The organism is Bradyrhizobium sp. HKCCYLS1011 (genome assembly GCF_051167795.1).
Lineage (GTDB): Bacteria > Pseudomonadota > Alphaproteobacteria > Rhizobiales > Xanthobacteraceae > Bradyrhizobium.
The window spans coordinates 379,154-403,798 of record NZ_JBNPTT010000002.1; the positions used below are offsets into that span (position 1 = coordinate 379,154).

Here is a 24,645-nt window from a genome sequence, read left to right on the forward strand (position 1 = left end):
CGAGATGTCGCAGCATGTCCTTTGCGGAGATGCGGACGAACGATGTTCTTGCGGACGTGAAGTCGTGTGGTCCTGGCCTCCCGGTGCTGAGGCCGCGCTGACGCGCAAGCGTCATGCGCAGCGCGATGAAGCTTCGCTTCACGCAGACGGGGGCAATCAAGCCGGTCCCCGGGGAGATCACGTATAAGCGTGAAGACCATCGCGCAGGGAAGGCCGGGTCGTCTCGGCTGAGCCTGTGGTACCTGCCGCCTGCATTTTTTGCTGCAGGCGGGCCGCGGGCGCCGGCCGGCGCCCGGCCTTCCTTGCGCCCTCTCGATCTCTAGAGGGGCCTATCGTCTTCAACACTCGGGCATAATCTGCCGCGAGACTGCGCGCGCATGTCTTTGTTGCGCCGCATATACCGCATCGCACAACACGATGCCGCGAGGCGGTTGTTGACAGTTGGCAAAATCGTTATAAAACATAACTATTCTGAATAGGACACAATAGCGCCCATGGGAAACGCCGACAGCGCACCAGCGCAAGCCTTCGCGCTGCTTCAGATCGAGCAGCGGGGCGCCGTCCTCACCGTCGGCCTCAACCGGCCGGCCAAGCGCAACGCGCTCAACGATGCCATCATCCAGGAGATCGGTGACTGCTTTGCCGGCCTGCCGGATGACGTTCGTGCTGTGGTCATCCATGGCCTCGGTGACAATTTCTCCTCTGGCCTTGATCTCTCGGAATTGCGTGAGCGTGACGCCACCGAGGGTCTGGTGCATTCGCAGACCTGGCATCGCGTGTTCGACCGCATCCAATATTGCCGCGTGCCTGTGATCGCGGCGCTGAAGGGCGCGGTGATCGGCGGCGGACTCGAGCTTGCCTGTGCGGCGCATATCCGCGTCGCCGAGCCGTCGGCCTATTTCGCGCTGCCGGAAGGCCAGCGCGGCATCTTCGTCGGCGGCGGTGGCTCGGTGCGGCTGCCGCGGCTGATCGGGGTGGCGCGGATGATGGATATGATGCTCACGGGCCGCGTCTATTCCGCCACCGAAGGTTCGGCCTATGGCTTCGCGCAATATCTGGTCGACGCGGACACCGCGCTGGCCAAGGCGCTGGAACTCGCCGAGAAGATCGCGAGCAACGCGCCGCTGACCAATTTCGCCGTTCTGCAGGCCTTGCCGCTGATCGCGGAAGCAAACCCGCAGACCGGCCTGTTGATGGAATCGCTGATGGCCACCGTCGCGCAGAGCGACCAGGAGGCCAAGCGCCGTATCCGCGCCTTTCTCGATCACAAGACCGCAAAGGTGAAACCGACGTGACATGAACGCGCCAATCATAACAAGCACACAGGGAGGAATGAACGAGACGCCGGCGCAAACGCCGGGTGCCCATCCCTTGCGCGCGATCTCGTTCAACGACCCCGCGGTGACCATCGAGCGTCGCGGCGACGGCACGATCTATCTTCGCCCCAAGCAGCCGCTGGCGGACTATCCGCGGCGCATCACTGACCGCCTGCATCATTTCGCCGAGACCGCGCCACAGCGCGTGTTCATGGCCGAACGCGTTGGGCCGACGGGCTGGCGCGAGCTGAGCTACGCCACGCTGCTGACCGCGAGCCGGCACATCGCATCGGCACTGCTGCAGCGCGGATTGTCGCCGGATCGTCCGGTGATGATCCTGTCCGGCAACTCGATCGACCATGTGCTGGTGGCGTTCGGTGCGCTCTATGCCGGCGTGCCGTTCTGCCCGGTGTCCCCTGCCTATTCGCTGGTGTCGCGCGACTACGGCAAGCTGTCCTACCTGATGAAGCTGCTGACGCCGGGACTGGTGTTCGTCGACGACGCCGACAAGTTTGCCGATGCGCTCACAGCCAACGTGCCTGAGGGGACGGAGATGGCCGCTTCGTTCGGCGCGGTGCCGGGCCGCACGGTCACGATGCTGGCCGATCTGATCGCGACCCCGCTTCATCCGGGGCTTGATGCAGCTCATGACCAGATCGGCCCGGAGACGATCGCGAAATTCCTGCTGACCTCAGGCTCGACCGGCAATCCCAAGGCGGTCATCAACACCCAGCGGATGATCTGCGCCAATCAGGTGATGATCCGCGAGACCATGGCGTTCCTGAAGGACGAACCGCCGGTCATTATCGACTGGCTGCCGTGGAATCACACTTTCGGCGGCAACCACAATGTCGGGCTCACCCTGTACAACGGCGGCTCGATGTATCTCGACAAGGGCAAGCCGGTGCCGGGCGGCATCGAAGAGACGGTGCGCAATCTCCGCGAGATCTCGCCGACCGTCTACTTCAACGTGCCCAAGGGCTATGAGTCGCTGCTGCCTTATCTGCGTGAGGACGCGTCCCTGCGGAAGACATTCTTCGGCCGCCTGCACGCGATGTTCTTCTCAGGCGCGGCGATGGCGCCGCATGTCTGGAGCGAACTCGACGAGCTCTCGGTCTTGGAGACCGGGACGCGCGTGCCGATGCTCACCGGCCTCGGCTCGACCGAGACCGCACCGTTCTTCATGTCGGTCAATCCGCGCACCAGCCGCTCCGGCCATGTCGGGCTGCCGGTCGCCGGCAACGAGGCCAAGCTCGTGCCCAACAATGGCAAGCTCGAGGTGCGCGCCAAGGGACCGAACGTCACACCAGGCTATTGGCGCCAGCCGGACGTCTCAGCTGCGGCCTTCGACGAGGAAGGCTTCTACAGGATGGGCGATGCGCTGAAGCCGGCCAATCCTGCTGATCTCGATGCCGGCTTCGATTTCGACGGCCGCATCGCCGAGGACTTCAAGCTGGCCAGCGGCACCTGGGTCTCGGTCGGTCCGTTGCGCGCCCGCTTCATCGCGGCCTGCGCGCCCTTGGCGCGCGACGTCGTCATCGCCGGCATCAACCGCGACGAGGTCGCCGCCATCGTGGTGCTCGATCTCGACGGCTGCCGGCTGATCAACGCGACCTTGCCCTATGATGATCTCGCCGCGACCGCGGCCGATCCGCTGGTCCGCGAGGCGTTCCGCGAGCGCTTCGTGAAATTCCTGGCCACCGCGACCGGCTCGTCGACCCGGATCACCCGTGCGGTGCTGTTGGGAACGCCGCTCTTGATCGACAAGGGCGAGGTTACCGACAAAGGCTCGATCAACCAGCGTGCGGTTTTGGAGAACCGGAAAGAGCTGATCGAGCAGCTCTACGCGGCCACGCCGTCGGACGAGATCATCGTGGTCGGCTGAACCGCGCATCAGAAGGAGAACAATCATGTTGTTGAAGGATCAGGCTGCGATCGTCACCGGCGGCGCCTCCGGATTGGGCGCGGCGACTGCCCGCAAGCTCGCCGCGCAAGGCGCCAAGGTCGCCGTGTTCGATCTCAACGCCAAGCTGGCGGAGGAGGTCGCGGCGGAAATCAAGGGCACCGCCGTCGTGTGCGACGTCTCCGACGCCGCGTCCGCCGAAGCCGGCATCGTGCAGGCGGCCAAAGCACATGGACCGGCGCGGGTTCTGATCAACTGCGCCGGCATCGGCGTGGCCAAGCGCGTGATCGGCCGCGAGGGGCCGATGGCGCTCTCCGATTTCGACAAGGTGATCAAGGTCAACCTGATCGGCTCGTTCAACATGCTGCGGCTGGCGACCGCCGAGATGTCGAAGCTCGAGCCGCAGGCGACCGGCGAGCGCGGCGTCGTCGTCAACACGGCCTCGGTCGCGGCCTATGACGGTCAGATCGGCCAGGCGGCATACTCGGCGTCGAAGGGCGGCATCGTTGCGATGACCTTGCCGATCGCGCGCGAGCTCGCGCAGTTCGGCATCCGCGTGCTGACCATTGCGCCGGGCCTGTTCCTGACGCCGCTGCTCGCCAACCTGCCGCAGGAGGCGCAGGATTCGCTCGCCGCCGCGATCCCGTTCCCGCGCCGACTCGGCGATGCCTCCGAGTTCGCCGCGCTCGCGCTGCACATGGTGGAGAACCCCTATCTGAACGGCGAGGTGGTGCGGCTCGATGCCGCGCTGCGCATGGCGCCGAAGTGAGCTCGTCGGATCAACTGATCATGGCCGTCATTCCGGGACGACGCGTGAGCGTCGGGCCCGGAATCGATTTGGCGTCAGTGGCGGTGGTGAGATGGATTCCGGCCTCGGCTCTTCGAGCCGCCCCGGAATGACCGCGGAGAGAAATCGGTAGCCAACATGTTCATCCACCGCCGCGACGTGCAGATCCAATGGGGCGACTGCGACCCCGCCAACATCGTCTACTACCCGCGTTATTTCGCGATGTTCGACGATTCCACCTCGGTCATGTTCGAGGCGGCCGGCTTCTCCAAGCAGGACATCGTCCGCCGTTACGGCCTGGTCGGCATCCCCATGGTCGACACCCGCGCCAAGTTCTACATCCCCTCGACCTATGGCGACTGGATCACGATCGAGAGCCGGATCGAGAGCATCAAGCGCTCCTCCTTCGAGGTGCTGCACAAGGTGTTCAAGGGCGATCAGCTTGCGATCGAAGGGTTCGAGACCCGCGTCCTGGTCGGGCGCGACCCCGACAATCCCGACAAGCTCAAGTCGGCCCCTTTTCCGGAGGAGATGAAGGTTAAATTCCTGCAAGCTTGATGGCGCCTGCGTTACGCCTGAAATGCTTTCCTTTACGGCTTGCCCGTGCTTTGACGAAGGTCGTTATCGAATTTTCTGGATCATAAGCTAAAGAAAAACGCGAGACCCGAACTGAACGACATCCCTGGGAGGAGTGAATGAGAAAGGCCCTTTTAGCGGCGGCAGCCGTCGCGGCAATATCGGCGGCAGTACCGGCGCTGGCGCAGACGAGCGAGATCACGATCGGCATCACGACCACGACCACCGGCCCCGGTGCGGCCCTCGGCATCCCCGAACGCAACGCGCTGGAATTCGTGCCGAAGGAGATCGGCGGCGTGCCGCTGAAGGTGATCGTGCTCGATGACGGTGGTGATCCGACCACCGCCACCACCAATGCGCGGCGCTTTGTCACGGAGTCCAAGGCCGACATCATCATGGGCTCGGCGCTGACGCCGCCGACGATCGCCGTGTCCAACGTCGCCAATGAAGCCGGCATTCCGCATTTCGGCCTGGCGCCGTTCCCGGTCACGCCGGAGCGGATGAAGTGGTCGGTGGTGATGCCGCAGCCGGTGCCGATCATGGGCAAGGTGCTGTACGAGCACATGAAGGCGCACAACATCAAGACCGTCGGCTATATCGGCTATTCCGATTCCTACGGCGATCTCTGGTTCAACGATCTGAAGAACCAGGCGGTGCCGATGGGGATTTCCATCGTCGACGAGGAGCGCTTCGCGCGTCCGGACACCTCTGTGACCGGCCAGGTGCTCAAGCTGGTCGCCGCCAACCCGGATGCGATCCTGGTCGGCGCGTCCGGCACCGCAGCCGCGCTGCCTCAGTCCGAATTGCGCGAGCGCGGCTACCAGGGCCTGATCTATCAGACCCACGGTGCCGCCAGCATGGATTTCATCCGTATCGCCGGCAAGGCGGCGGAAGGCGTGATCATGGCTTCGGGTCCGGTGATGTCACCGGAGACGCAAGCAGACAGCGCGCTGACCAAGGCGCCCGGCCTTGCGCTCGACCAGGCCTATGAGGCCAAATACGGCGCGAACAGCCGCAGCCAGTTCGCCGGCCATTCCTATGATGCCTTCGAGATCTTGAAGCGCATCATTCCGGTGGCGCTGAAGACCGCCAAGCCCGGCACGCCGGAGTTTCGCGAGGCGATCCGCCAGGCGCTGTTGAGCGAGAAGGACCTCGCCGCCAGCCAGGGCGTCTACAACTTCACCGAAAAGGACCGCTCGGGCCTCGACGATCGCGCCCGCATCATCCTGACGGTGAAGGACGGCAAATACGTCCCGGCGCAGTGAGCGCGCGGAGTCATTGAGGCAGACAAGACGGGCCGGCTCTCTGGGCTGGCCCGTTTCTCACGAAGGAGCGGCAACTAGGCGAGGGCGCCGATCGACGGCTTGAGCTTGTCGGCGTCGACCACATAGCCGGTCGCACTGGTAAACAGTCTTGCCGCGGCCTTGGCCTTGTCGAGATATCTGGCGTAGGCGGCCGCGCCGACACGGTTGACCGCCTCCTCCAGTCCGGAAGGCGGAGCCATCACCGCAGCTCCGGGCGACGGGCGATAGGTGAGAACGGCCTCGCGGAATTCGGCCTCGGCGTTGCGCAGATCGGTGATGACGGCGTTGATCTGCGAGGCGCTGCTCTGGTTGACGAGCTTGCCGGCGATGTAGACCACTTGGCTGAGGCCGAGGATGCCCAGGATATTTTGCGGCACCGTGAACGACGACAATTGCGACACCCCGCCGATGAAGAGCGCTCCTCCGACGGCGGCCGTGAACAGCAGGCTCTGAAACCGATAGACGTCGAAATTGCCGTCGGTCGAGATCAGGTCGAAGAAGGTCGGATCAGCGTCGAGGCGGATGTTGGGGGTGTCGAACCATCCTTTGTTCAACAGCCAGGCCTGGTTGGCGGGATCGACGGCGGTTTTAGAGGTCTCGGCTCCTTTCGCGGCGGCGGCCCCGATGCCGGAGATGCCCAGCAATTCGAGCACGGTCGTCGAGAGGTCGGACAGCACCCCGGTGCGCATCAGCACGAAGGCGAGCATCACGAACACCAGGACCGTGAAGAAGAACACCTGAAAGGTCGACAGGCTTCCGCGATTGTCCGAACCGGCCGTGATGCGGATCGGATTCCAGGATTGAAGACCGGTCAGCTTGAGCTTGGTTACCCGCTGAATGGCTCGGGCCGCCGCGCCGTAGACGGCGACGCCGATCAGGATGGTGAAGGCGATGCTCCATCCGAGCGGACTGACATGCACCGGCATAAAGGACACGTTGAAGGGGCGCCGCCCCCGGCATTGATAGATGAAGAGATTTCGCTTGGTCCAGAAACCCGCAGCCGCCGTCGGAACATCGATCGTCACGATCGTCTCGCCGGGAGAGAGCAGATGTCTGGTGACGAGATCGTCGGTGTTGGCGGCTTTTCTCTCGCGCGCGCGCCGGCTGATGTCGTCGCGGAGCGTGCCGCCCTCGAGCGGCTGATTGTTCTTGTCGAGCAGGATCGCGAAATAATGCGCATCCGAAGCGATCGGCGTGGCGAGGCCGACATCCACCGAGTTTCCCGCGGGCAGCAGGTTGGCGTCATAGACGATGGCCGGGCTGTTGGCGGAATGAGACAGCCGGTCCTTGAAATCCTCACCGCCCGCGCAATCGTTCAGGCTGGCCTCCGGCGGGGTTGCAGCTTTGCTTGCATCACCGGCAGGCGGGATCGTTGGCGAGGGGCTGATCGTCGGGCCGCCGGCCACGGGAGCGGCCGGCCGGCTGGCGTCGCTTGCCGCATCTTCTGCCCGGCAATCCGGCGCGACCATGGACATTCCCGCAAGCATCAGCAGGAGAGCCATGACCGATGCCAAAGGCGTTCGGCGGCCTCTGTCCGCGCATATCGAGAAGACTGCGGCAAGGTCGGGCAAGCGAACCTCCGTCCAGCACGATCGATGTTCGATTGGCTGGACGCAGGCTGCATAGCTTGCCGGATCGAGTCAACTACAAATGGCGGCGTAGCATGAGCACACTATCGCTCGCATCCGCCGCCTTCCTCAAGCTCCGGCTGCGCTTCGCCGATGGTGTGTGGTTCAGCCGGCCGCAGCGCTCTCGGCAAAGCCCAGATAGCTCGCCGCCACGCGCTGGTCGGTCGCGATCTCGCTGGCCTTGCCGTTCAGCACGAACTCGCCGAGCTCCATCACATAGGCGCGGTCCGCGACCTGCAACGCGGCCTTGGCGTTTTGCTCCACCAGCAGCACCGAAACGCCGTCCTGCCGCAGCTTGGCGATGATCTCGAAAATGCCGGCGACGATAATTGGCGCAAGGCCCAGGCTGGGCTCGTCCAGCATCAGGAGTTTCGGCGCGCCCATCAGCGCCCGGCCCATCGCCAGCATCTGCTGCTCGCCGCCGGACAGCGTGCCAGCAAGCTGCTTGCGTCGCTCCTTCAGCCGGGGAAACAGCGTGTAGACGTGCTCGAAGCCGGCCGCGGTGCGCGCCTTGCTCATCCGGAAGGCGCCGAGCTCGAGATTGTCCTCGACATTCATGCTGGCGAACAGCTCGCGATGCTCCGGCACCAGCGACAGGCCGAGCGCCACGCGGTCCTCGATCTCGAGCCGTGCGAGGTTCTCGCCGGCGAACGTGACGCGGCCTTTCAGCGGCAGCACGCCCATGATGGCGCTGAGCAGGGTGGTCTTGCCGGCGCCGTTGGCGCCGATGATGGTGACGATCTCGTTGTCGCCGACCTCGAGCGAGACCGAGCGCACCGCTTCGACCTTGCCATAGGACACATGCGCGTCCTCAACCGACAGCAGCGTGCTCATGCGGTGGCTCCGAGATAGGCCTTGATCACCTCGGGATTGGTCTTGATCGCGGCCGGCGTGCCTTCGGCGATCTTGGTACCGAAATCGAGCACCACGATGCGGTTGGCGAGATCCATCACAAATCCCATGTCGTGCTCGACCAGCAGCACGGACATGCCGCCGGCGCGGAGCTCGCGCAAGAGGGCGGCGAGTCGCTGCTTCTCCATGTGGCGCAGGCCGGCGGCGGGCTCGTCGAGCAGCAGGAGCACTGGGTCGACGCAGAGCGCGCGCGCGATCTCGACGATGCGCTGTTGCCCGAGCGACAACGAGCCTGCGAGCTGGTCCATCTGTTCGGCAAGGCCCACGCGCGCGATCTGCCGCGCGGCTTCCGCGAGCAGCTTGGCCTCGTCTGCGCGGTCGAGCCGGACCATGCTGGACAGCGCGCCGGCGGTCCCGCGCAAATGCGCGCCGATCGCGACGTTCTCCAGCACGGTCATATCGGGTACCAGCTTGACGTGCTGGAAGGTTCTGGCAATGCCGAGCTTGACGACGTCCTGCGGCGGAGCCTTGCCGATCGGCCTGCCCAGCATCGAGATATTACCTGAGGTGGCCGGCAGCACGCCGGTGATCAGGTTGAAGGTCGTGCTCTTGCCGGCGCCGTTCGGGCCGATCAGCGCCACGATCTCGCGCGCCTGCACGTCGAAGGAGACGTTGTTGACCGCGACTACACCGCCGAATTGCTTGCGGGCATTGTCGACCTGTAGCAGCAGGTCGGGGATGGCTTCCGGCCGTTCGCGCGCGGGCAGCGTGAGCGAGGTGTTCGGCTTCTTGCCCGCAGGCTTTAACGGCAGCCATGCCGTCAGCCACGGCCACAGGCCGGTCGGTGCGAGCTGGAGCAGAGCAACCAGCAGGATGCCGAACACGATGGTCTCTAGTTGACCCTCGCCGTGCAGCAGCAGCGGCAGATAGCTCTGCAGCACCTCCTTGAGGATCACGACGATCGCTGCACCCAGCACGCCGCCCCAGACATAGCCGGCACCACCGACCACCGCGACGAACAGATATTCGATGCCGGCCTGGGCGCCGAACGGGGTCGGGTTCACCGCGCGGGTGAAATGGGCATAGAGCCAGCCGGAGAGACCGGCCAGCACCGCGGCATAGATGAAGACCAGGAGCTTGGCGCTCGGCGCATAGACGCCGAACGCTTCGGCCGCGACGTGGCCGCGCCGCAGCGCGCGGATGGCCCGGCCGGTGCGGGAGTCCAGCAGGTTCATGGTCAGCAGCGCCGAGAGCAGCACCGCGATCCAGATCGCATAGTAGATGGTGCCGGGATCGAGCATCTTCAGCCCGTCGATCGACAGCGGCGGGATGCCGGAGATGCCGTCATTGCGGCCGAGAAATGCGAGCTTGCTGAACAGGTAGAACAGCCCCAGCCCCCAGGCCAAAGTGCCGAGCGGCAGATAGTGGCCGGACAGCCGCACCGTAACGAGGCCGAGCAGCACGGCCGCTCCGCCCGCGACCAGAAGCGACAGCGGGAGGGTCAGCCAGGGCGACACGCCGTAGTTCGCCGACAGCACCGCGGTGGTGTAGGCGCCGAAGCCCACGAAGGCGGCTTGGCCGAACGAGGTGAGGCCGCCGACGCCGGTGAGCAGCACCAGTCCCATCGCGACCAGCGCTGACAGGCCGATATTGTCGAGCAGCACGATCCAGAACGGCGGCATGCCCGGAATGGACGGGACCGCGGCCATCACCGCGGCGAAGATGATGAGGGGCCAACGCTCGCGCATCGCGCTAGTCCTTCTCTTCTTCGACCGCAGGCGCAGCGAGCGAGCGCAACACCAGGACGGGGATCAGCAGCGTGAAGACGATCACTTCCTTGAAATTCGAGGCGTAGAACGAGGAGAAGGCCTCGACGATCCCGACCAAGAGCGCCGCGACGGCGGTCAGGGGATAGCTGACGAGGCCGCCGATGATCGCCGCGACGAAACCCTTCAGGCCGATCAGGAAGCCGGAGTCGTAGTAGAGTGTCGTGATCGGCACGATCAGGATGCCCGACAGTGCGCCGATCGTGGCGGCCAGCAGGAAGGCGATCTGGCCCGACAGCGTGGTACGAATACCGACCAGCCGCGCGCCGAGCCGGTTCACGGCCGTGGCGCGTAGCGCCTTGCCGTAGAGCGTGAGCCCGAAGAACAGCCAAAGCGCGACGATGAAGGCGACGGTGATGCCGTAGACCGCCATGCCCTGACCGGTAAAGCGCAGGGGACCCAGCACGGCAGAGGCATTGAGTAGGGTCGGGCCGCGCTGGCCCTCGGCACCGAAGAACAATAGCCCCAAGCCCTGCAGCGCCAGATGGCAGCCGACTGAGGCAATCAGCAGCACCAGCACCGAGGTGTGCGCCAAGGGCTGGAACACGACGCGGTAGAGCGACAGCCCGATCGCCGCCACGATCAGCAGTGCGAGCACGAGGTTGATCCCGGCCGGTGGACGCTGGCCGGCAGCCCAGACGGTCGCGGCCAGAACCAGGCCGGGGAAGACGACATTGAGCGCGAAAGCGCGCGCAATGCGCTGCCAATGCAGCGATTTGCGCGCCGCGTAGAGATCGAAGGCAAAGGCGACAAGGCCCATGGCGAAGGCGAGCTTGGCGGTGCCGGGCATCTGGCCGGACGCAAGCGAGGCATAGGTCAGTGCGCCATAGGTGACGAATTCGCCCTGCGGGATCAGGATCACGCGCGTCACCGCGAACACGAGCACGAGCGCCAGCCCGAGCAGGGCATAGATCGCGCCGTTGGTGATGCCGTCCTGCAGCAGGAACAGCATGATCGTTGTGTTCAAGACCGGACGCTCCCCCTTTGATGACCGGATCGGGCCGGCACGCGCCGCCGTTCGGTCGCAGCAGTTGAAATCGGCTGCGGATGTTTGATATGGTGGATAACAATTATCAAGTATAATCTCAAGGCCACTGTAACAATGCGGCCTTCGGGAGCGGGATGGGAGCCCGACGCCATGACCCTCACCATGAACTGCGATGGCTGACGGCGCCAAAAATCCAGCCGGAAGCAGTCAAGCCCGGACCGGTCAAGCCAGGATTCCGAAGGAGCCTGCCGAACCGGCCAACGAGACGCAAGCGGTGCAGTTGGGCGAGCTGTCCGATCTGCTCGGCTATGTGCTCAAGCGGGCTCAGCTCAAGGTGTTCGAGGACTTTTTGAGCTGCGTTGCGCCATTGCAACTGACCCCGGCGCAGTTCTCGGTGCTGCTGTTGCTTGACAACAATCCCGGCCGCAACCAGACCGAGATCGCCAACACGCTTGGCATTCTCCGGCCGAACTTCGTCTCGCTGCTGGACAGCCTGGAGAGCCGCGGCCTCTGCACCCGGGTCCGCTCGCCGCATGACCGCCGCTCGCACATTTTGGTGCTGACCGAGAAGGGTCGCGGCGTGCTGGCGCGAGCCAAGAAGCTGGTCATCTCCAAGCACGAGTCGCGGTTGAACGAGCTGTTGGGCTCCGATGGTCGCGAGACGCTGCTGTCGATGCTGACCAAGATCGCGCAGGAATTTTGAGGTCCTCGGTGTTGTTCCGGGTTCGGTCCTGACGGACCGCCCCGGAATGACGTGACGCATCAATCCACCAAGATCACCCTGACGTCGTTCACATTCGTCAGCGTCGGCCCGGTCTGCAACAGGTCGCCGGTCGCAGCAAAGAAGCCGGTGGCGTCATTGTTGGCGAGATAGGCCTGCGGATCGAGCCCCTGCGCGTGCATCGCCGCAATCGTTGCGCCGTCGATGATTGCGCCGGCCGGATCGGAGGCACTGCCGCCGCCTCCGTCGGCACCGTCGGTGTCGCCGGCCAGCGCTGCGACATCAGGCGTATCCTTCAGCAAGCCGGCGAGCGCCAGCGCATATTCCTGGTTGGGGCCGCCACGGCCATTTCCGGTGACGGTGACCGTGAGCTCGCCGCCGGAGAGGATCGCGACACGACGGCCTTGTGCACGGGCCGAAAGCGCGAGCTTGGCATGGTCGGCGGCGACCTCGCGCGCCTCGCCTTCGAGATCGGCGCCGAGGTCGATCACGTCATAGCCGACCTCTTTGGCACGCGCGACCGCCGCATCGAGCGAGGCGCGCGGGCGCGCGAGCAGCACGAAGCTGGTGCGCGCAAAGGCGGCATCGCCCGGCTTGCAGCTTTCGTTGTTGGGATTGTCGAGCGCGCGCGCAACCGCCGGGTCCAAAGCGAGCTTGTATTTCGCGATGATCGCGCGTGCGTCGGCAAGCGTCGTCGGATCCGGCACCGTCGGCCCTGAGGCGATCGCGGACGGATCATCGTGCGGCACGTCGGAGATCGCCAGCGTGACGATCTTGGCTCTCTGCCCGGCGCGGGCCAGCCGTCCGCCCTTGATCCGCGACAGATGTTTCCTGATCGTATTGATGTCGCCGATCGGTGCGCCGGAGCGCAACAGCGCCCGCGTCAGCTGCTGCTTCTGGCTGAACGTCACGCCATCAGCGGGCGCGATCCAGTTGGCCGAGCCGCCGCCGGAGAGCAGCACCAGCATGAGATCATCGGGCCCGGCTTCAGCCGCCAGCGCCAAGGTTCCGTCCGCGGCTTTCAGCCCGGCCTCGTCCGGCATCGGATGACCGGCCTCGATCACCCTGATCCGCCGCGTCGGCACGCCATGACCATGGCGCGTGGTCGCGATACCGGTGAGCCGCGCAGGATCGAAGTCGAGCGTGTCGAGATAGTGCCGCTCTGCGGCCGCGGCCATCGCGGCTGCGCCCTTGCCGGCAGCGAGGCAGATGATGCGGCCCTGCGGTGGCGCGGGCAGGTGCGCGGCAAGCACCACGTCGGGATGCGCCGCGGCAACCGCGGCATCGAAGATTGCGCGCAACAGCGGACGGCGGTCGGTCATTGGTCCCCGGGCAAATGTGACATTGCTGCCGTTATCCCTTGTCCGTGTGCAAAAGAAAACCCCCGCAAGCAGCCTTGCGGGGGACGCACTCGAGCGTCGGCAGCTGATCAGCCACCGACATCGGCCGAGATGACGTCGCCGAACAACTGCCAGCGCTCATCGGTGAAGCGCATCAGCTGCAACTGGCTGATTGGCGCGAAGTCGGTGGCTGAGGTGTTGATGGTGATGCCGGGCAGCAGCACCTCGGTGCGGAAGTCGCGCAGGCTGGCAGCCTGCTTCATCACGTTCTCGCGGGTCAGGTTGTCGCCACATTGCTTGAGCACCTGCACCAAGGTCTGCGCGACGCCGTAGCCCACGACCGTCCCGTTATCCAGCTTGTCGCCTTCCGGGAAATCCTTGGTCATGAACTCCAGATAGGTGTTCATGCCGGGGTCGCTGCCCCATTGCGGATCCGTGGTGTCCTTGAGGTACTGCGCGGAAACGATCCCTTGAGCGTTGGCGAAGCCGGCCGGCTTGATCACGCTGCCGACCGAGGCCGAGACGTTGTTGAGGATGTGCAGCGCCTTCCACTCGATCTCGGCCGTCTTCTTGATTGCTTGTGCTGCAAACTTCGGGGTTGCGATGTCGATGAAGACGTCGGCGCCCGATGATTTCAGCTTGACAATATGGCTGTCGATGGTCGGTTCGGTGGTCTCATAGCTCTCTTCGGCCACGATCATCGATGCCGCCTTCGCGCCGAGCCCGTCCTTCAAGCCTTTGAGATAGTCCTTGCCGTAATCGTCGTTCTGATAGAGCACGGCGATCTTGGCGTCGGGCTTCTCCTTCAGAAGCCATTTGGCGTAGATGCGCGACTCCGCCTGGTAGCTCGGCTGCCAGCCCATGGTCCATGGGAAATTCTGCGGATCGTTCCACTTGGTGGCGCCGGTTGCGACGAACAGCTGCGGCACCTTCTTTGCATTCATGTATTTCTGGATCGCCGAGTTCGAGGGCGTGCCGAGCGAGTTGAAGATCAACAGCACTTCGTCGCTCTCGACCAGCCTGCGCGCCTGCTCGACTGCTTTTGGCGGCGAGTAGGCGTCGTCATAGGAGACGAAATTGATCTTGCGCCCGTTGATGCCGCCCGCGTCATTGATCTTCTTGAAATAGGCAGCTTCGGTCTTGCCGATGATGCCGTAGGCGGAGGCTGGTCCGCTATAGGGCATGATGTTGCCGATCTTGATCTCGGTATCGGATGCGCCGGGATCGTATTTCTTCTCGGCGGCGAGTGCGCCGGCAGCGCTAAGGACGACAAAGGCCGCCGCTGCAGCGACTGCTTTCCGGGCAATGCTCATGATGTGTTTCTCCCTCCGGGTTTGTTTTCTTGACGACAATTTTAAGATGACGTGTCGCTGGCCTCCTTTACTGAAGGCTCTTCTTGTCGCCGGGACTATAACAGAAGCTACGTGGGAGAGTGCATGCGACAAAGGCCGCATGTCAGGTCGCGGGTGCAGTGCGGAAGAGTTAACAAACGATGCCGATTGCTGACTCCAAAGGTGGGCGTCAGGGCCGTTCCGATCGCATGACCGGAAAACAACAGCCCCCGCGCGTGACCGCAGGGGCTCTGCTGGATACGGTATGATAGCCGGGCCAGCACGCCGCCATGCGGCTCACCTCTCCATCTCTCCGCTCATGATGTCGCCGAACAACTCCCAGTTCTGGCCCTTGAAGCGCATCATCCTGAGCTGCTGGATCGGCGCAAAGTCGTCCGGTGTCGTGTTGATCCTGATCCCCGGCAGCAGCGTATCCGGCTGGAAATCCCTCAGGCTCGCGGCCTGCTTCATGACATTTGCGCGGGTGAGATCGTCGCCGCACATCTGCAGCACCTTCACCAGCGTCTGCGCGGCGCCATAGCCATAGATGGTCGAGCTGTCGAGCTTGTTGCCATCAGGATAATATTGCTGGAGAAATTCGGTGAATTTCTTCATCCCGGGATCGTTGTTCCACTGCGGATCGGCGGCGTCCTTGTCGTAGGCGGCCGACAGGATACCTTGCGAATTCTCATATCCTGCCGGCTGGATCACGCTGCCGACCGAGGCCGAGATGCTGACCAGGAGGTGCATCGGGTGCCAGTCGATCTCGGCCAGCTTCTTGATCGCTTGTGCGGCGAATTTCGGTGTGGTCACGCTGAAGAAGACATCGGCGCCTGAGGCCTTCAGTTTGACGATATGGGTGTCGACCGAGGGCTCGGAGGTCTCGTAGCTCTCCTCCGCCACGATCATCGCGTCGGCCTTCTCGCCGAGCGCGTCCTTCAGGCCTTTGAGATAGTCCTTGCCGAAATCATCATTCTGGAACAGCACGCCGATCTTGGCGTCCGGCTTCTCCCTCAGGAGGTACTTCGCATAGATGCGGCCCTCGCCCTGGTAGCTCGGCTGCCAGCCCATGGTCCATGGGAAGCTCGAGGGGGCGTTCCACTTGGAGGCGCCGCTCGCCACGAACAGCTGCGGGATTTCTTTCGCATTGAGATATTTCTGGATCGCCGAGTTCGAGGGCGTGCCAAGCGGATTGAAAACCAGAAGCACCTCGTCGTCCTCGACCAGCTTGTGGATCTGTTCGACCGCCTTCGGCGGCGAATAGGCATCGTCATAGCTGATGAAGCTGATCTTGCGGCCGTTGATGCCGCCTTCTGCATTGATCTTCTTGAAATAGGCTTCCTCGGTCTTGCCGATCACGCCAAAGGCCGATGCGGGGCCGCTATAGGGCATGATGTTGCCGATCTTGATCTCGCTGTCGGATGCGCCGGCGTCGTATTTCTTTTGGGCGAGTGCTCCGCCCGAGGTGAGCGCGATGACCGCCGTCGCAAACGCGGCGATTCGAAGTATTGGGCTGAGGTTCAAAACTGTCCTCCTGGTTGACACTAAGCCAGACTCAGAGATCTTCAGCGTTTGCGCGCCCGTTCGAGCAGCTGTTGACCCACCATGGCCACCTGCCTGGCGCCGTGCGGCACCAGGAAGATCACCAGGAACAGGAGCACGCCGAACACGGCGCCGGACAGGCCCTTGGAGATGCTCTCGGCAATGTTCGGAACGAAGATGATGAACGCCGCGCCGATGAACGAGCCCGGCAGCCAGCCGACACCGCCCACCACCATGCCAAGGAACAGCTGGATGGCGAGCGTGATCGTGAAGCTGTCGGGTGCCACGAACTGCACCGCGATGGCCCCTAAGCCGCCGGCGACGCCGGTGATGCCAGCGGAAACGCCGAAGGCCAGCGTCTTGTACAGTGCCACGTTGATGCCCATCGCGGAGGCCGCGATCTCGTTGTCGCGGATCGCCATGAAGGCACGGCCCGAGCGCGACCGCAGCAGGTTGACCGAGAAGATGTAGATCGCGATCGTGACAGCCAGTGTGAAGTAGTACAGCCACATGTCCTGCGACATCGGCAGGCCGAACGGTGCGTCAGGCTTGGTGACGACCTGGCCCTGAACGCCGCCGGTCCATTTCTCGAAGAAGCCGAGCTTGAGCAGCTGCGGCATCGCGGTCGCCAGCGCAAAGGTCGCGAGCGCCAGATAGACGCCGGAGAGCCGCAGCGCCGGCTGGCCGAACAGGAACCCGGCCGCGAAGCAGATGATCCCGGCGATCGGCAAGGTCAGTGCGTAGTTGACATCGTACTGCTCCATCAGGATCGCCGAGGTATAGGCGCCGATGGCGTAGAACGCGCTCTGGCCGAGCGAGAACTGGCCCGAACCGCCGGTCAGGATGTTCAGCGCCAGCACGGCGAGCCCGTAGTACAGGAGCTGCGTCAGCTGGAAGATGACGAAGTTCTTGGCGAACAGCGGGACGATCAGGAGCAGCAGCACCACCACGAAAGCGGTGCCCGAGCTCAAGGTCATGGCGCGCTTCGGAACGGCTTGGACCGCGGGCGCCTGGCTTGCGAGTTCCTCGACTGCGCTCATGGATCAGACTCGCTTGACGATGTGCCGGCCGAACAGGCCTGCGGGTTTGACGACCAGGACGGTGATGATCAGCGCCAGCGCGATCGGCAGCTTCAGCTCGTTGCCGACGCCCGGGATGTAGGTGCCGGCGAGATTTTCGAAGATGCCGACCAGGAAGCCGCCCACCACGGCACCGAACGGACTTGTCAGCCCGCCGAGCACCGCGGCGGCAAAGCCGTAGATCAGGACGCCGCCCATCATGTTGGGTTCGAGGAAGACCACAGGTGCGATCAGCATGCCCGCGATCGAGCCGATCGCCGCCGCCATGCCCCAGCCGAGCGCAATCATCCAGGAAGTGTTGATGCCGACCAGGCGCGCCGATTCCGGCACCGAGGCGGCCGCGCGCATGGCAAGCCCGACGCGGGTATACTGGAAGAAGACATAGAGCCCGATCAGGAGCAGCACGGTGATGCCGATCATGCCGGCCTGATGGGTCGAGATCAGCTGGCTCCCCAGGAACGGCGCGGAGCCGAACGGGGTCGGATATTGCTTGATGGTGAAGTCCCAGATCAGTCCAGCGCAGGAGTTGATGATCGAGAACAGCGCGATGAAGCCTGCGACCTGGGTCAGGATCGGCGCTTTCGCGAGCGGCTTGAACAGGATGCGCTCGATTGCGATGCCGCCGGCGAAGGAGAAGGCCAGCGTGAGCAGGAACGCGGCCCAATAGGGCAGGCCCCATTGCATCAGCTGCCAGGACACGAAGGTCGAGAACATCGCCATCTCGCCTTGCGCGAAGTTGAGATGGTCGATCGCCTGGTAGATCATCACGACCGCGAGCGCCATGCAGGCGTAGATCGCGCCTGTGGCGATGCCGGCCAGGACCTGGTTGGTGAAAAGTTCCATGGCCGCTCCCTTCAATAGCCCAGATAGGATTTGCGGACGTTTTCGTCGTTCGAGATCTCTTTGGCCCCGCCCGCCATCACGATGCGGCCGGTCTCGATGACATAGGCCTGATCGGCGAGTTCCAGCGCGAGCTGGGCGTTCTGCTCGACCACGAGCAGGGAGACCTTCTCCTCGCGATTGATCTGGCCGAGGATCTTGAACAGGTCGCGCACGATCAGTGGCGCCAGGCCGAACGACGGCTCATCGAGCAGCATCAGCCGCGGCCGCAGCATCAGCGCACGCGCCACCGCCAGCATCTGCTGCTCGCCGCCCGAGAGCGTGCCGGCCTGCTGGGTATGCCGCTCCTTCAGCTTCGGGAAATAGGCGTACATGCGCTCGATGTCGGAGGCGATGGTGGTCTTGTCGTTGCGCGTGTAGGCGCCGAGCTGCAGGTTCTCCTCCACGGTCAGGGTGGTGAAAGTGCCGCGGCCCTGCGGCACGTGGGCGATCCCGAGGCTGACGATGGCCTCGGTCGAGCGGCTGGTGAGCGGCCTGCCGTCGAATTCGATCGTGCCGGTGGTCCGCACCATGTTGCAGATTGCCCGCAAGGTGGTGGTCTTGCCGGCGCCGTTGGCGCCCAGCAGCGTCGTCAGCGAACCTTCGTTGAGCGAGAAGGAGAGGCCGTGCAGCGCCTGCACCTGGCCGTAATAAGCGCGAAGATCCCTGACGTTCAGAAGTGCCGTCATTGATCCTTGCTCCCGAGATAGGCCTTGATCACGTCCGGATTGGCCTGCACCTGGGCCGGCGTGCCTTCCGCGAGCTTCTTGCCGAAATTCAGCGCCACCACGTGATCGGCGATCGACATCACCAGGCCCATGTGATGCTCGACCAAGAGCACCGTGACGTCGCGCTGGTCGCGGATGCGGCGGATCAGGTCGCCGAGCACATAGACTTCCTCGTGATTGAGGCCGCCCGCCGGCTCGTCGAGCAGCAGGATCTTGGGATCTGCGGCAAGCGCGCGCGCCAGTTCGACGCGCTTCTGGGTGCCGAATGGCAGGCCCGACACCGTCTTGTGGGCGACGCTCTCGAGCTCGAGATAGGCGAGGATCTCCTGCACCTTGGCGTTGACAGCCGCTTCGCTGCGGCGGACCCAGGCGAGCTTGAGCGAATCCGAGATGATGTCGCTCGCGGTGCGGGCATGGGTGCCGACGCGGACATTGTCGAGCACTGAAAGATTGGGAAACAGCGCGACGTTCTGGAAGGTGCGGCCGATGCCGATCTCGGCGATCCGGTGCGGCGGCCGCTTCAGGATGCTGCGGCCCTCCAGCAGAATGTCGCCGGCGCTGGGCTGATAGAGCCGTGAGAGGCAGTTGAACAGCGTCGTCTTGCCGGCGCCGTTCGGTCCGATCAGGCCGAGGATCTGGCCGTAATGCATGTCGAATGACACGCCGTTGAGCGCGACGATGCCGCCGAACACGACGCTGACGTCGCGCACCGCAAGCAGCGGATCCGCAGCCTGCGCGAGCTTAAGCTGCGTCATGTCGTCTCGCCCCTGCCATGCAGCGGAGCGATACGGTGCACATTGGTCCGGTCAGGACGATGACGGCTGTCTGATTCCTTCGGCAACCTTGGCAACTTTCCCTCCTGGCTTCAGCTTTTTGCTGTTTTCTTTGTTTGTTGTTTGTTTTGAGTTCAATTGCTTTGTTGGCTGCGGCGCGACCCCTCCGAGCGCCGCCTCGATGGTCCTTACCATTGCCACCAGACGCGGTCCAACGTCGGTGCGCAGCCGCTCCTCCGTGAAGCGGAATGCCGGCGCGCCGCAATTCACAGCGTACGGTCCCGTACCGTCATTCAGCTTCAACGCGACGCCGACCGCATGCACGTCGTCCTGCCATTCGCCGGCGGAGATCGCGAAACCATATTTCGCAACCGTCTCGCCGGAACGCTCGATCCCGTCGCGCATCTTCGGCCAGCGGCTGCCGTAATGGTCGCGCAGTTCGCGCAGGAGAGCAATGCGTTCCTCATCGGGAAGTGCCCAGATATAGGCGCGGCCCATCGCCGTAGTTGCGATCGGAATGCGTGATCCTACGTCAAGTTGAACATTGACGACCCCGTTCCGGCTCTGTCCGAAATAGATCATGCTCAGCCGGTCGCGCGCCCCGATCGCCACCGCGCCGCCGGTCTCCCGCATCAATTGTTCGCGAAACGGCTCGGAGAGATGCCGGACGCCGAGATTGGCAAGCGCGGCGTAACCGAGCGCCATCGCCGCCGGCGCCAGCTGATATTTCTCGAACCGCGGCACCGGCATCAGATAGCCGAGCTTGGTCAACGTATAGGTCAGGCGCGATACGGTCGGCTTGGGCAGATTGGTGCGCGCGGCGATCTCCTGATTACCGAGCAGTCCGTCATTTGGACGGAACGCGCGCAGGACGTCGAGCCCGCGGGACAGCGCGATGACGAAGCTGCGATCGGTCGCGGCTTTCTTCCCTGGACGTTTCATCTCACCGGTGGTCGATTGCTTCGTTGACAACGGTCGTGCTTCAAAATAACCGTTGATGTCAAGATGCGGAATTGAATTTCGCAGTGCGAAATTGGGGTTCTGCAGCGGGTAAACGCAAGCCGTGTAGCTACTCGACGCAAGTCCGGGGCGGCAAATCAATCGGCTAACAAGAAAACGCTATTCCCAAGGAGCGCAGCGTGAGCGAAGTGGTGAAGCTCGAGTCCCATGACATCGTCGGTATCGTGACCGTCGATAGTCCACCGGTCAATGCGCTGAGTGCCGCGGTGCGCGGCGGCATTCTGGAATGCGTCGAGGCCGCCGTCGCGGACCCTGCGATCAAGGCCATCGTGCTGACCTGCGCGGGCCGCACCTTCATCGCCGGCGCCGACATCACCGAGTTCGGCAAGCCGCCGAAGCCGCCCGCGCTGAACGACGTCCTGAGCGCAATCGAGAACAGCCCGAAGCCGGTGATCGCCGCGATCCATGGCACGGCGCTCGGCGGCGGGCTCGAAGTGGCGCTGGCGTGTCATTATCGCGTCGCCACCAAGGAGGCCAAGCTCGGCCTGCCAGAGGTGAAGCTCGGCCTGTTGCCCGGCGCCGGGGGCACCCAGCGGCTGCCGCGCGCGGTCGGCCCCGAGCTCGCGGTCAAGATGATCGTCGGCGGCGATCCGATCGGCGCGGCGGAGGCACATAAGGCCGGGCTGATCGAGGAGATCGTCGAAGGTCCGGCGTCCGGCGGAGAGGCGTTCGCACGCAAGGTCGTGGCCGAAGGCCGTCCGCTGCGCAAGCTGCGCGACGATGATTCCAAGCTCGCGGCCGCCAAGGCCGACCGCTCGATCTTCACCAGCGCGGTGGCCACGCTCACCAAGAAGTCGCGCGGGCTGGAAGCGCCGCTCGCGGCCGCCGATGCGGTCGGCTACGCGATCGATCTCCCGTTCGACGAAGGCTTGAAGAAGGAGCGCGAGGATTTCCTCCGCCTGCTCACCAGCGATCAGTCCAAGGCGCAGCGCTATGCGTTCTTCGCCGAGCGTGAGGCGTCGAAGATCGCCGGCGTGCCCGAAGGCACCAAGTCGCGTCCGGTGCAACGCGTCGCGATCATCGGCGCGGGCACCATGGGCGGCGGTATCGCGATGTCGTTTGCCAATGCCGGCGTTCCCGTCACGCTGATCGAGACCGGCGAGGAGCAGCTCAAGCGCGGCCTGGGCATCATGCAGAAGAACTGGGAGGCGACCGCGGCGCGTGGCGGCATCCCGGCGGATGCGCCGGCCAAGCGCATGGCGCTGATCAATGGCGTGGTCGGCCTGGAGAATGTCAGGGATGCCGACCTCGTCATCGAGGCGGTGTTCGAGACCATGGCGGTCAAGAAAGAGGTGTTTGGCAAGCTCGATCAGTTTGCCAAGCCCGCCGCCGTGCTCGCCTCCAACACCTCCTATCTCAACATCGATGAGATCGCCAAGCAGACCAGCCGGCCGCAGGACGTGCTCGGCATGCACTTCTTCTCGCCGGCCAATGTGATGAAGCTGTGCGAGATCGTCCGCGCCGAGAAGACCGCGCCGGATGCGCTGGTCACGGCGGTGTCGATCGCGCGCAAGATCGCCAAGGTGCCGGCGGTGGTCGGCGTCTGCGACGGCTTCGTCGGCAATCGCATGCTGGCACAGCGCGGCAAGCAGGCCGAGAAGCTGTTGTTCGAGGGCGCGCTGCCACAACAGGTCGATGCGGTCGTCACCAAGTTCGGCATGCCGATGGGCCCGTTTGCGATGGGCGATCTTGCCGGTCTCGATATCGGCTGGCGCTCGCGCAAGGATCGCGGCATCAAGAGCGAGATCGCGGACGCGCTGTGCGAAGCTGGCCGCTTCGGCCAGAAGACCGGCAAGGGCTATTACAAATATGAAGCGGGCTCGCGCGCGCCGTTGCCCGATCCGGATGTCGAGAAGCTGATCGACGAGACCCTGGCGCGGCTCGGCCTGAAGAAGCGCGTCGTCGGCGACGAGGAGATCCTCGAGCGCATGATGTATCCGATGATCAACGAGGGCGCGAAGATCCTGGCCGAGGGCATCGCGGCGCGGCCGTCCGACATCGACGTGGTCTGGCTCTATGGCTACGGCTGGCCGATCTACCGCGGCGGCCCGATGTATTGGGCCGACACGGTCGGCCTCAAGCACATCGCCGATCGCCTCGCGGTCTACGCCAAGGCGACCAACGATCCGTCGCTCGAGCCGGCGCCGCTTCTGAAGAAGCTCGCCGACGAGGGCCGGACGTTCGCCTCGCTCGCGGCCGAGACGAAGGCGGCTTGATGTATCCCGTATCTCGCCGTGTCATTCCGGGATGCGCCGAAAGGCGCAGGCCCGGAATCCATAACCACCATCGTGAGTATGGATTCCGGGTTCGCGCTACGCGCGCCCCGGAATGACGAGAGTATTTGTTACCTTCAGCTCGGCATTCCATGACCCATCCTGGTGAACAATTCTATCCCGCAGGCGTCCGATGGGATGAGCCGATCGCGCGGGGCACCTTGCCCGATCTGCTCGCACAGGCGGTGCGCGACTACGGCGATCAGGACGCGATCGAATTCCGCGACCGCTCCATCAGTTTCCAAAGGCTCGAGCAACTCGCCGAGCAGGCGGCATCGGCCTTTCTGCGCGCGGGCTACGGCAAGAACAGCTCGATCGCGCTGTTTCTCGGCAACACGCCGGATCACCCGATCAACTTCTTCGGCGCGCTGAAGGCGGGTGCGCGCGTCGTGCATCTGTCGCCGCTCGACGGCGAGATCGCGCTCTCGCACAAGCTGAAGGATTCCGGCGCGCGGGTGCTGGTCACGTCCAACCTTGCCGCGTTGCTCCCGACTGCGCTGAAATTTCTCGAGAAGGGCCTGATCGATCGCCTGATCGTCTGCGAAGACGATCACTGGGGCAAGGTCGGCACGCCGCAGGCGCCGTTGCCCGATCATCCCGCCGTCATCACCCACCAGGCCTTCGTCGATGGCGCCGCGCCGCCGGCGCAATGGCCCGCCGTCTCGGCGGACGATGTCGCGCTCCTGCAATATACCGGCGGCACCACCGGCCTGCCGAAGGGCGCGATGCTGACCCATGGCAATCTCACTGCCGCGGTGTCGATCTACGAGATCTGGGGTCGGCCGGCCCGGCTGGAGCGCAGCAGCCGCGACCGTGTCATCTGCGTGCTGCCGCTGTTCCATATCTACGCGCTCACGGTGGTGCTGTTGTCGTCACTGCGGCTCGGCAATCTGATCTCGCTGCATCAGCGTTTCGATGTCGAGGCCGTGATGCGCGATATCGAGGTCAAACGCGCGACCTATTTCCCGGGCGTGCCGACCATGTGGATCGCGATCGCCAACCTGCCGGATCTCGATAAGCGCGACCTGTCTTCGCTCACAGCGGCAGGCTCCGGCGGCGCGCCGCTGCCGGTCGAAGTCGCCCGCATCTTCGAGCGCAGGGTTGGCATGAAGCTCAAGAGCGGCTGGGGCATGACCGAGACCTGCTCGCCGGGCACCGGGCACCCGAAGGAAGGGCCGGAGAAGCCCGGCTCGATCGGGCTGATGCTGCCGGGCATCGAGATGGACGTGGTGTCGCTCGACGATCCGGCCAAAGTGCTCGGTGTGAACGAAGTCGGCGAGATCCGGATCAGGGGGCCGAACGTCACCAAGGGCTATTGGAATAGGCCGGGGGAAACAGAGGAAGCGTTCGTCGGCGACCGCTTCCTCACCGGCGACATCGGTTATATGGACTCCGACGGTTATTTCTTCCTGGTCGACCGCAAGAAGGACATGATCATCTCCGGCGGCTTCAACGTCTACCCGCAGATGATCGAGCAGGCGATCTATACCCACCCTGCCGTGCAGGAGGTGATCGTGATCGGAATTCCCGACGCCTATCGCGGCGAGGCGGCGAAAGCCTTCATCAAGCTGCGTGACGGCGCCCAGCCGTTCACAATCGACGAGCTGCGCGAATTTCTGACCGGCAAGCTTGGCAAGCACGAGCTGCCGGCAGCCGTCGCCTTCGTCGATGAACTGCCGCGCACGCCGGTCGGCAAGCTGTCGCGCCACGAGCTGCGCCAGAAGCAATCTCCATCGATCCAAGCCCAACAACACCAGCAACAACAATAGGAGGTCGTCC

20 protein-coding genes are annotated in these 24,645 nt (G+C 64.2%); 8 read left to right on the forward strand and 12 right to left on the reverse strand.

Annotated elements, in window-relative coordinates:
• Positions 1-494: 494 nt before the first annotated feature.
• The 5 genes from ACQR1W_RS06340 (at position 495) to ACQR1W_RS06360 (ending at position 5,847) form a co-directional block, all read left to right on the forward strand.
• A complete protein-coding gene (locus tag ACQR1W_RS06340; RefSeq protein ID WP_434849990.1) occupies positions 495-1,295 on the forward strand; it encodes a crotonase/enoyl-CoA hydratase family protein in 801 nt (266 codons plus the stop codon).
• A 37-nt stretch (positions 1,296-1,332) separates the two neighbouring features.
• Positions 1,333-3,201, forward strand: a complete 1,869-nt coding sequence (locus ACQR1W_RS06345) for a feruloyl-CoA synthase (protein ID WP_434849991.1) — start codon at positions 1,333-1,335, stop codon at positions 3,199-3,201.
• A gap of 25 nt (positions 3,202-3,226) precedes the next feature.
• Positions 3,227-3,988, forward strand: coding sequence for an SDR family NAD(P)-dependent oxidoreductase (locus ACQR1W_RS06350; RefSeq protein WP_434849992.1), 762 nt, complete (start codon positions 3,227-3,229; stop codon positions 3,986-3,988).
• Between the two features lie 156 nt (positions 3,989-4,144).
• Positions 4,145-4,564, forward strand: coding sequence for an acyl-CoA thioesterase (locus ACQR1W_RS06355; protein WP_434849993.1), 420 nt, complete (start codon positions 4,145-4,147; stop codon positions 4,562-4,564).
• Between the two features lie 137 nt (positions 4,565-4,701).
• Entirely contained in the window at positions 4,702-5,847 is a 1,146-nt protein-coding gene (locus ACQR1W_RS06360) for an ABC transporter substrate-binding protein (RefSeq protein ID WP_434849994.1), read from the forward strand.
• Between the two features lie 74 nt (positions 5,848-5,921).
• On the opposite strand, the gene ACQR1W_RS06365 is transcribed toward ACQR1W_RS06360, so the two are convergent.
• From ACQR1W_RS06365 to ACQR1W_RS06380, 4 genes are all read right to left on the reverse strand, one after another.
• Positions 5,922-7,388 carry a hypothetical protein gene (locus ACQR1W_RS06365; RefSeq protein WP_434849995.1) on the reverse strand — a complete coding sequence of 489 codons (1,467 nt, stop codon included), beginning with the start codon at positions 7,386-7,388 and terminating at the stop codon, positions 5,922-5,924.
• Positions 7,389-7,619: 231 nt separating this feature from the next.
• Complete coding sequence (locus ACQR1W_RS06370) at positions 7,620-8,348, reverse strand: ABC transporter ATP-binding protein (protein WP_434849996.1); 729 nt, start codon at positions 8,346-8,348, stop codon at positions 7,620-7,622.
• Positions 8,345-10,114, reverse strand: coding sequence for a branched-chain amino acid ABC transporter ATP-binding protein/permease (locus ACQR1W_RS06375; RefSeq protein WP_434849997.1), 1,770 nt, complete (start codon positions 10,112-10,114; stop codon positions 8,345-8,347). The genes ACQR1W_RS06370 and ACQR1W_RS06375 overlap by 4 nt, the downstream gene beginning before the upstream one ends.
• 4 nt (positions 10,115-10,118) lie before the next feature.
• Positions 10,119-11,159: a branched-chain amino acid ABC transporter permease gene (locus ACQR1W_RS06380; RefSeq protein WP_434849998.1), complete on the reverse strand. Its 1,041-nt coding sequence runs from the start codon at positions 11,157-11,159 to the stop codon at positions 10,119-10,121.
• Positions 11,160-11,352: 193 nt separating this feature from the next.
• Between ACQR1W_RS06380 and ACQR1W_RS06385 the strand changes: the two genes are divergently transcribed.
• Positions 11,353-11,883 carry a MarR family winged helix-turn-helix transcriptional regulator gene (locus tag ACQR1W_RS06385; RefSeq protein WP_434849999.1) on the forward strand — a complete coding sequence of 177 codons (531 nt, stop codon included), beginning with the start codon at positions 11,353-11,355 and terminating at the stop codon, positions 11,881-11,883.
• Between the two features lie 59 nt (positions 11,884-11,942).
• On the opposite strand, the gene ACQR1W_RS06390 is transcribed toward ACQR1W_RS06385, so the two are convergent.
• From ACQR1W_RS06390 to ACQR1W_RS06425, 8 genes are all read right to left on the reverse strand, one after another.
• Complete coding sequence (locus ACQR1W_RS06390) at positions 11,943-13,223, reverse strand: glycerate kinase type-2 family protein (RefSeq protein WP_434850000.1); 1,281 nt, start codon at positions 13,221-13,223, stop codon at positions 11,943-11,945.
• 107 nt (positions 13,224-13,330) lie between these two features.
• A complete protein-coding gene (locus ACQR1W_RS06395; protein WP_008971275.1) occupies positions 13,331-14,554 on the reverse strand; it encodes an ABC transporter substrate-binding protein in 1,224 nt (407 codons plus the stop codon).
• A 315-nt stretch (positions 14,555-14,869) separates the two neighbouring features.
• Entirely contained in the window at positions 14,870-16,096 is a 1,227-nt protein-coding gene (locus ACQR1W_RS06400; RefSeq protein ID WP_434850001.1) for an ABC transporter substrate-binding protein, read from the reverse strand.
• Positions 16,097-16,137: 41 nt separating this feature from the next.
• Positions 16,138-17,154, reverse strand: coding sequence for a branched-chain amino acid ABC transporter permease (locus ACQR1W_RS06405; protein WP_434850002.1), 1,017 nt, complete (start codon positions 17,152-17,154; stop codon positions 16,138-16,140).
• Positions 17,155-17,157: 3 nt separating this feature from the next.
• On the reverse strand, positions 17,158-18,036 hold the full coding sequence (locus tag ACQR1W_RS06410) for a branched-chain amino acid ABC transporter permease (protein WP_434850003.1): 879 nt from the start codon (positions 18,034-18,036) through the stop codon (positions 17,158-17,160).
• A gap of 11 nt (positions 18,037-18,047) precedes the next feature.
• Positions 18,048-18,761 (reverse strand): ABC transporter ATP-binding protein, encoded by a 714-nt coding sequence (locus tag ACQR1W_RS06415; RefSeq protein WP_434850004.1) that lies wholly within the window; start codon positions 18,759-18,761, stop codon positions 18,048-18,050.
• Positions 18,758-19,555, reverse strand: coding sequence for an ABC transporter ATP-binding protein (locus tag ACQR1W_RS06420; protein WP_434850005.1), 798 nt, complete (start codon positions 19,553-19,555; stop codon positions 18,758-18,760). Before ACQR1W_RS06420 ends, ACQR1W_RS06415 begins: the two co-directional genes overlap by 4 nt.
• A gap of 51 nt (positions 19,556-19,606) precedes the next feature.
• Positions 19,607-20,515, reverse strand: coding sequence for an IclR family transcriptional regulator (locus ACQR1W_RS06425; RefSeq protein WP_434850006.1), 909 nt, complete (start codon positions 20,513-20,515; stop codon positions 19,607-19,609).
• Between the two features lie 197 nt (positions 20,516-20,712).
• Between ACQR1W_RS06425 and ACQR1W_RS06430 the strand changes: the two genes are divergently transcribed.
• Together ACQR1W_RS06430 and pimA are read left to right on the forward strand one after the other, a co-directional pair.
• Positions 20,713-22,809, forward strand: coding sequence for a 3-hydroxyacyl-CoA dehydrogenase NAD-binding domain-containing protein (locus tag ACQR1W_RS06430; RefSeq protein WP_434850007.1), 2,097 nt, complete (start codon positions 20,713-20,715; stop codon positions 22,807-22,809).
• A 149-nt stretch (positions 22,810-22,958) separates the two neighbouring features.
• Complete coding sequence (gene pimA, locus ACQR1W_RS06435; RefSeq protein ID WP_434850008.1) at positions 22,959-24,635, forward strand: dicarboxylate--CoA ligase PimA; 1,677 nt, start codon at positions 22,959-22,961, stop codon at positions 24,633-24,635.
• Positions 24,636-24,645: the final 10 nt, after the last annotated feature.

Bases quoted from the DNA above. Each gene is read 5' to 3' on its own strand.
- ACQR1W_RS06340 (WP_434849990.1), top strand. From the start codon at position 495: ATGGGAAACGCCGACAGCGCACCAGCGCAAGCCTTCGCGCTGCTTCAG.
- ACQR1W_RS06345 (WP_434849991.1), top strand. From the start codon at position 1,333: ATGAACGAGACGCCGGCGCAAACGCCGGGTGCCCATCCCTTGCGCGCG.
- ACQR1W_RS06350 (WP_434849992.1), top strand. From the start codon at position 3,227: ATGTTGTTGAAGGATCAGGCTGCGATCGTCACCGGCGGCGCCTCCGGA.
- ACQR1W_RS06355 (WP_434849993.1), top strand. From the start codon at position 4,145: ATGTTCATCCACCGCCGCGACGTGCAGATCCAATGGGGCGACTGCGAC.
- ACQR1W_RS06360 (WP_434849994.1), top strand. From the start codon at position 4,702: ATGAGAAAGGCCCTTTTAGCGGCGGCAGCCGTCGCGGCAATATCGGCG.
- ACQR1W_RS06365 (WP_434849995.1), bottom strand. From the start codon at position 7,388: ATGGCTCTCCTGCTGATGCTTGCGGGAATGTCCATGGTCGCGCCGGAT.
- ACQR1W_RS06370 (WP_434849996.1), bottom strand. From the start codon at position 8,348: ATGAGCACGCTGCTGTCGGTTGAGGACGCGCATGTGTCCTATGGCAAG.
- ACQR1W_RS06375 (WP_434849997.1), bottom strand. From the start codon at position 10,114: ATGCGCGAGCGTTGGCCCCTCATCATCTTCGCCGCGGTGATGGCCGCG.
- ACQR1W_RS06385 (WP_434849999.1), top strand. From the start codon at position 11,353: ATGGCTGACGGCGCCAAAAATCCAGCCGGAAGCAGTCAAGCCCGGACC.
- ACQR1W_RS06390 (WP_434850000.1), bottom strand. From the start codon at position 13,223: ATGACCGACCGCCGTCCGCTGTTGCGCGCAATCTTCGATGCCGCGGTT.
- ACQR1W_RS06395 (WP_008971275.1), bottom strand. From the start codon at position 14,554: ATGAGCATTGCCCGGAAAGCAGTCGCTGCAGCGGCGGCCTTTGTCGTC.
- ACQR1W_RS06405 (WP_434850002.1), bottom strand. From the start codon at position 17,154: ATGAGCGCAGTCGAGGAACTCGCAAGCCAGGCGCCCGCGGTCCAAGCC.
- ACQR1W_RS06410 (WP_434850003.1), bottom strand. From the start codon at position 18,036: ATGGAACTTTTCACCAACCAGGTCCTGGCCGGCATCGCCACAGGCGCG.
- ACQR1W_RS06415 (WP_434850004.1), bottom strand. From the start codon at position 18,761: ATGACGGCACTTCTGAACGTCAGGGATCTTCGCGCTTATTACGGCCAG.
- ACQR1W_RS06420 (WP_434850005.1), bottom strand. From the start codon at position 19,555: ATGACGCAGCTTAAGCTCGCGCAGGCTGCGGATCCGCTGCTTGCGGTG.
- ACQR1W_RS06425 (WP_434850006.1), bottom strand. From the start codon at position 20,515: ATGAAACGTCCAGGGAAGAAAGCCGCGACCGATCGCAGCTTCGTCATC.
- pimA (WP_434850008.1), top strand. From the start codon at position 22,959: ATGACCCATCCTGGTGAACAATTCTATCCCGCAGGCGTCCGATGGGAT.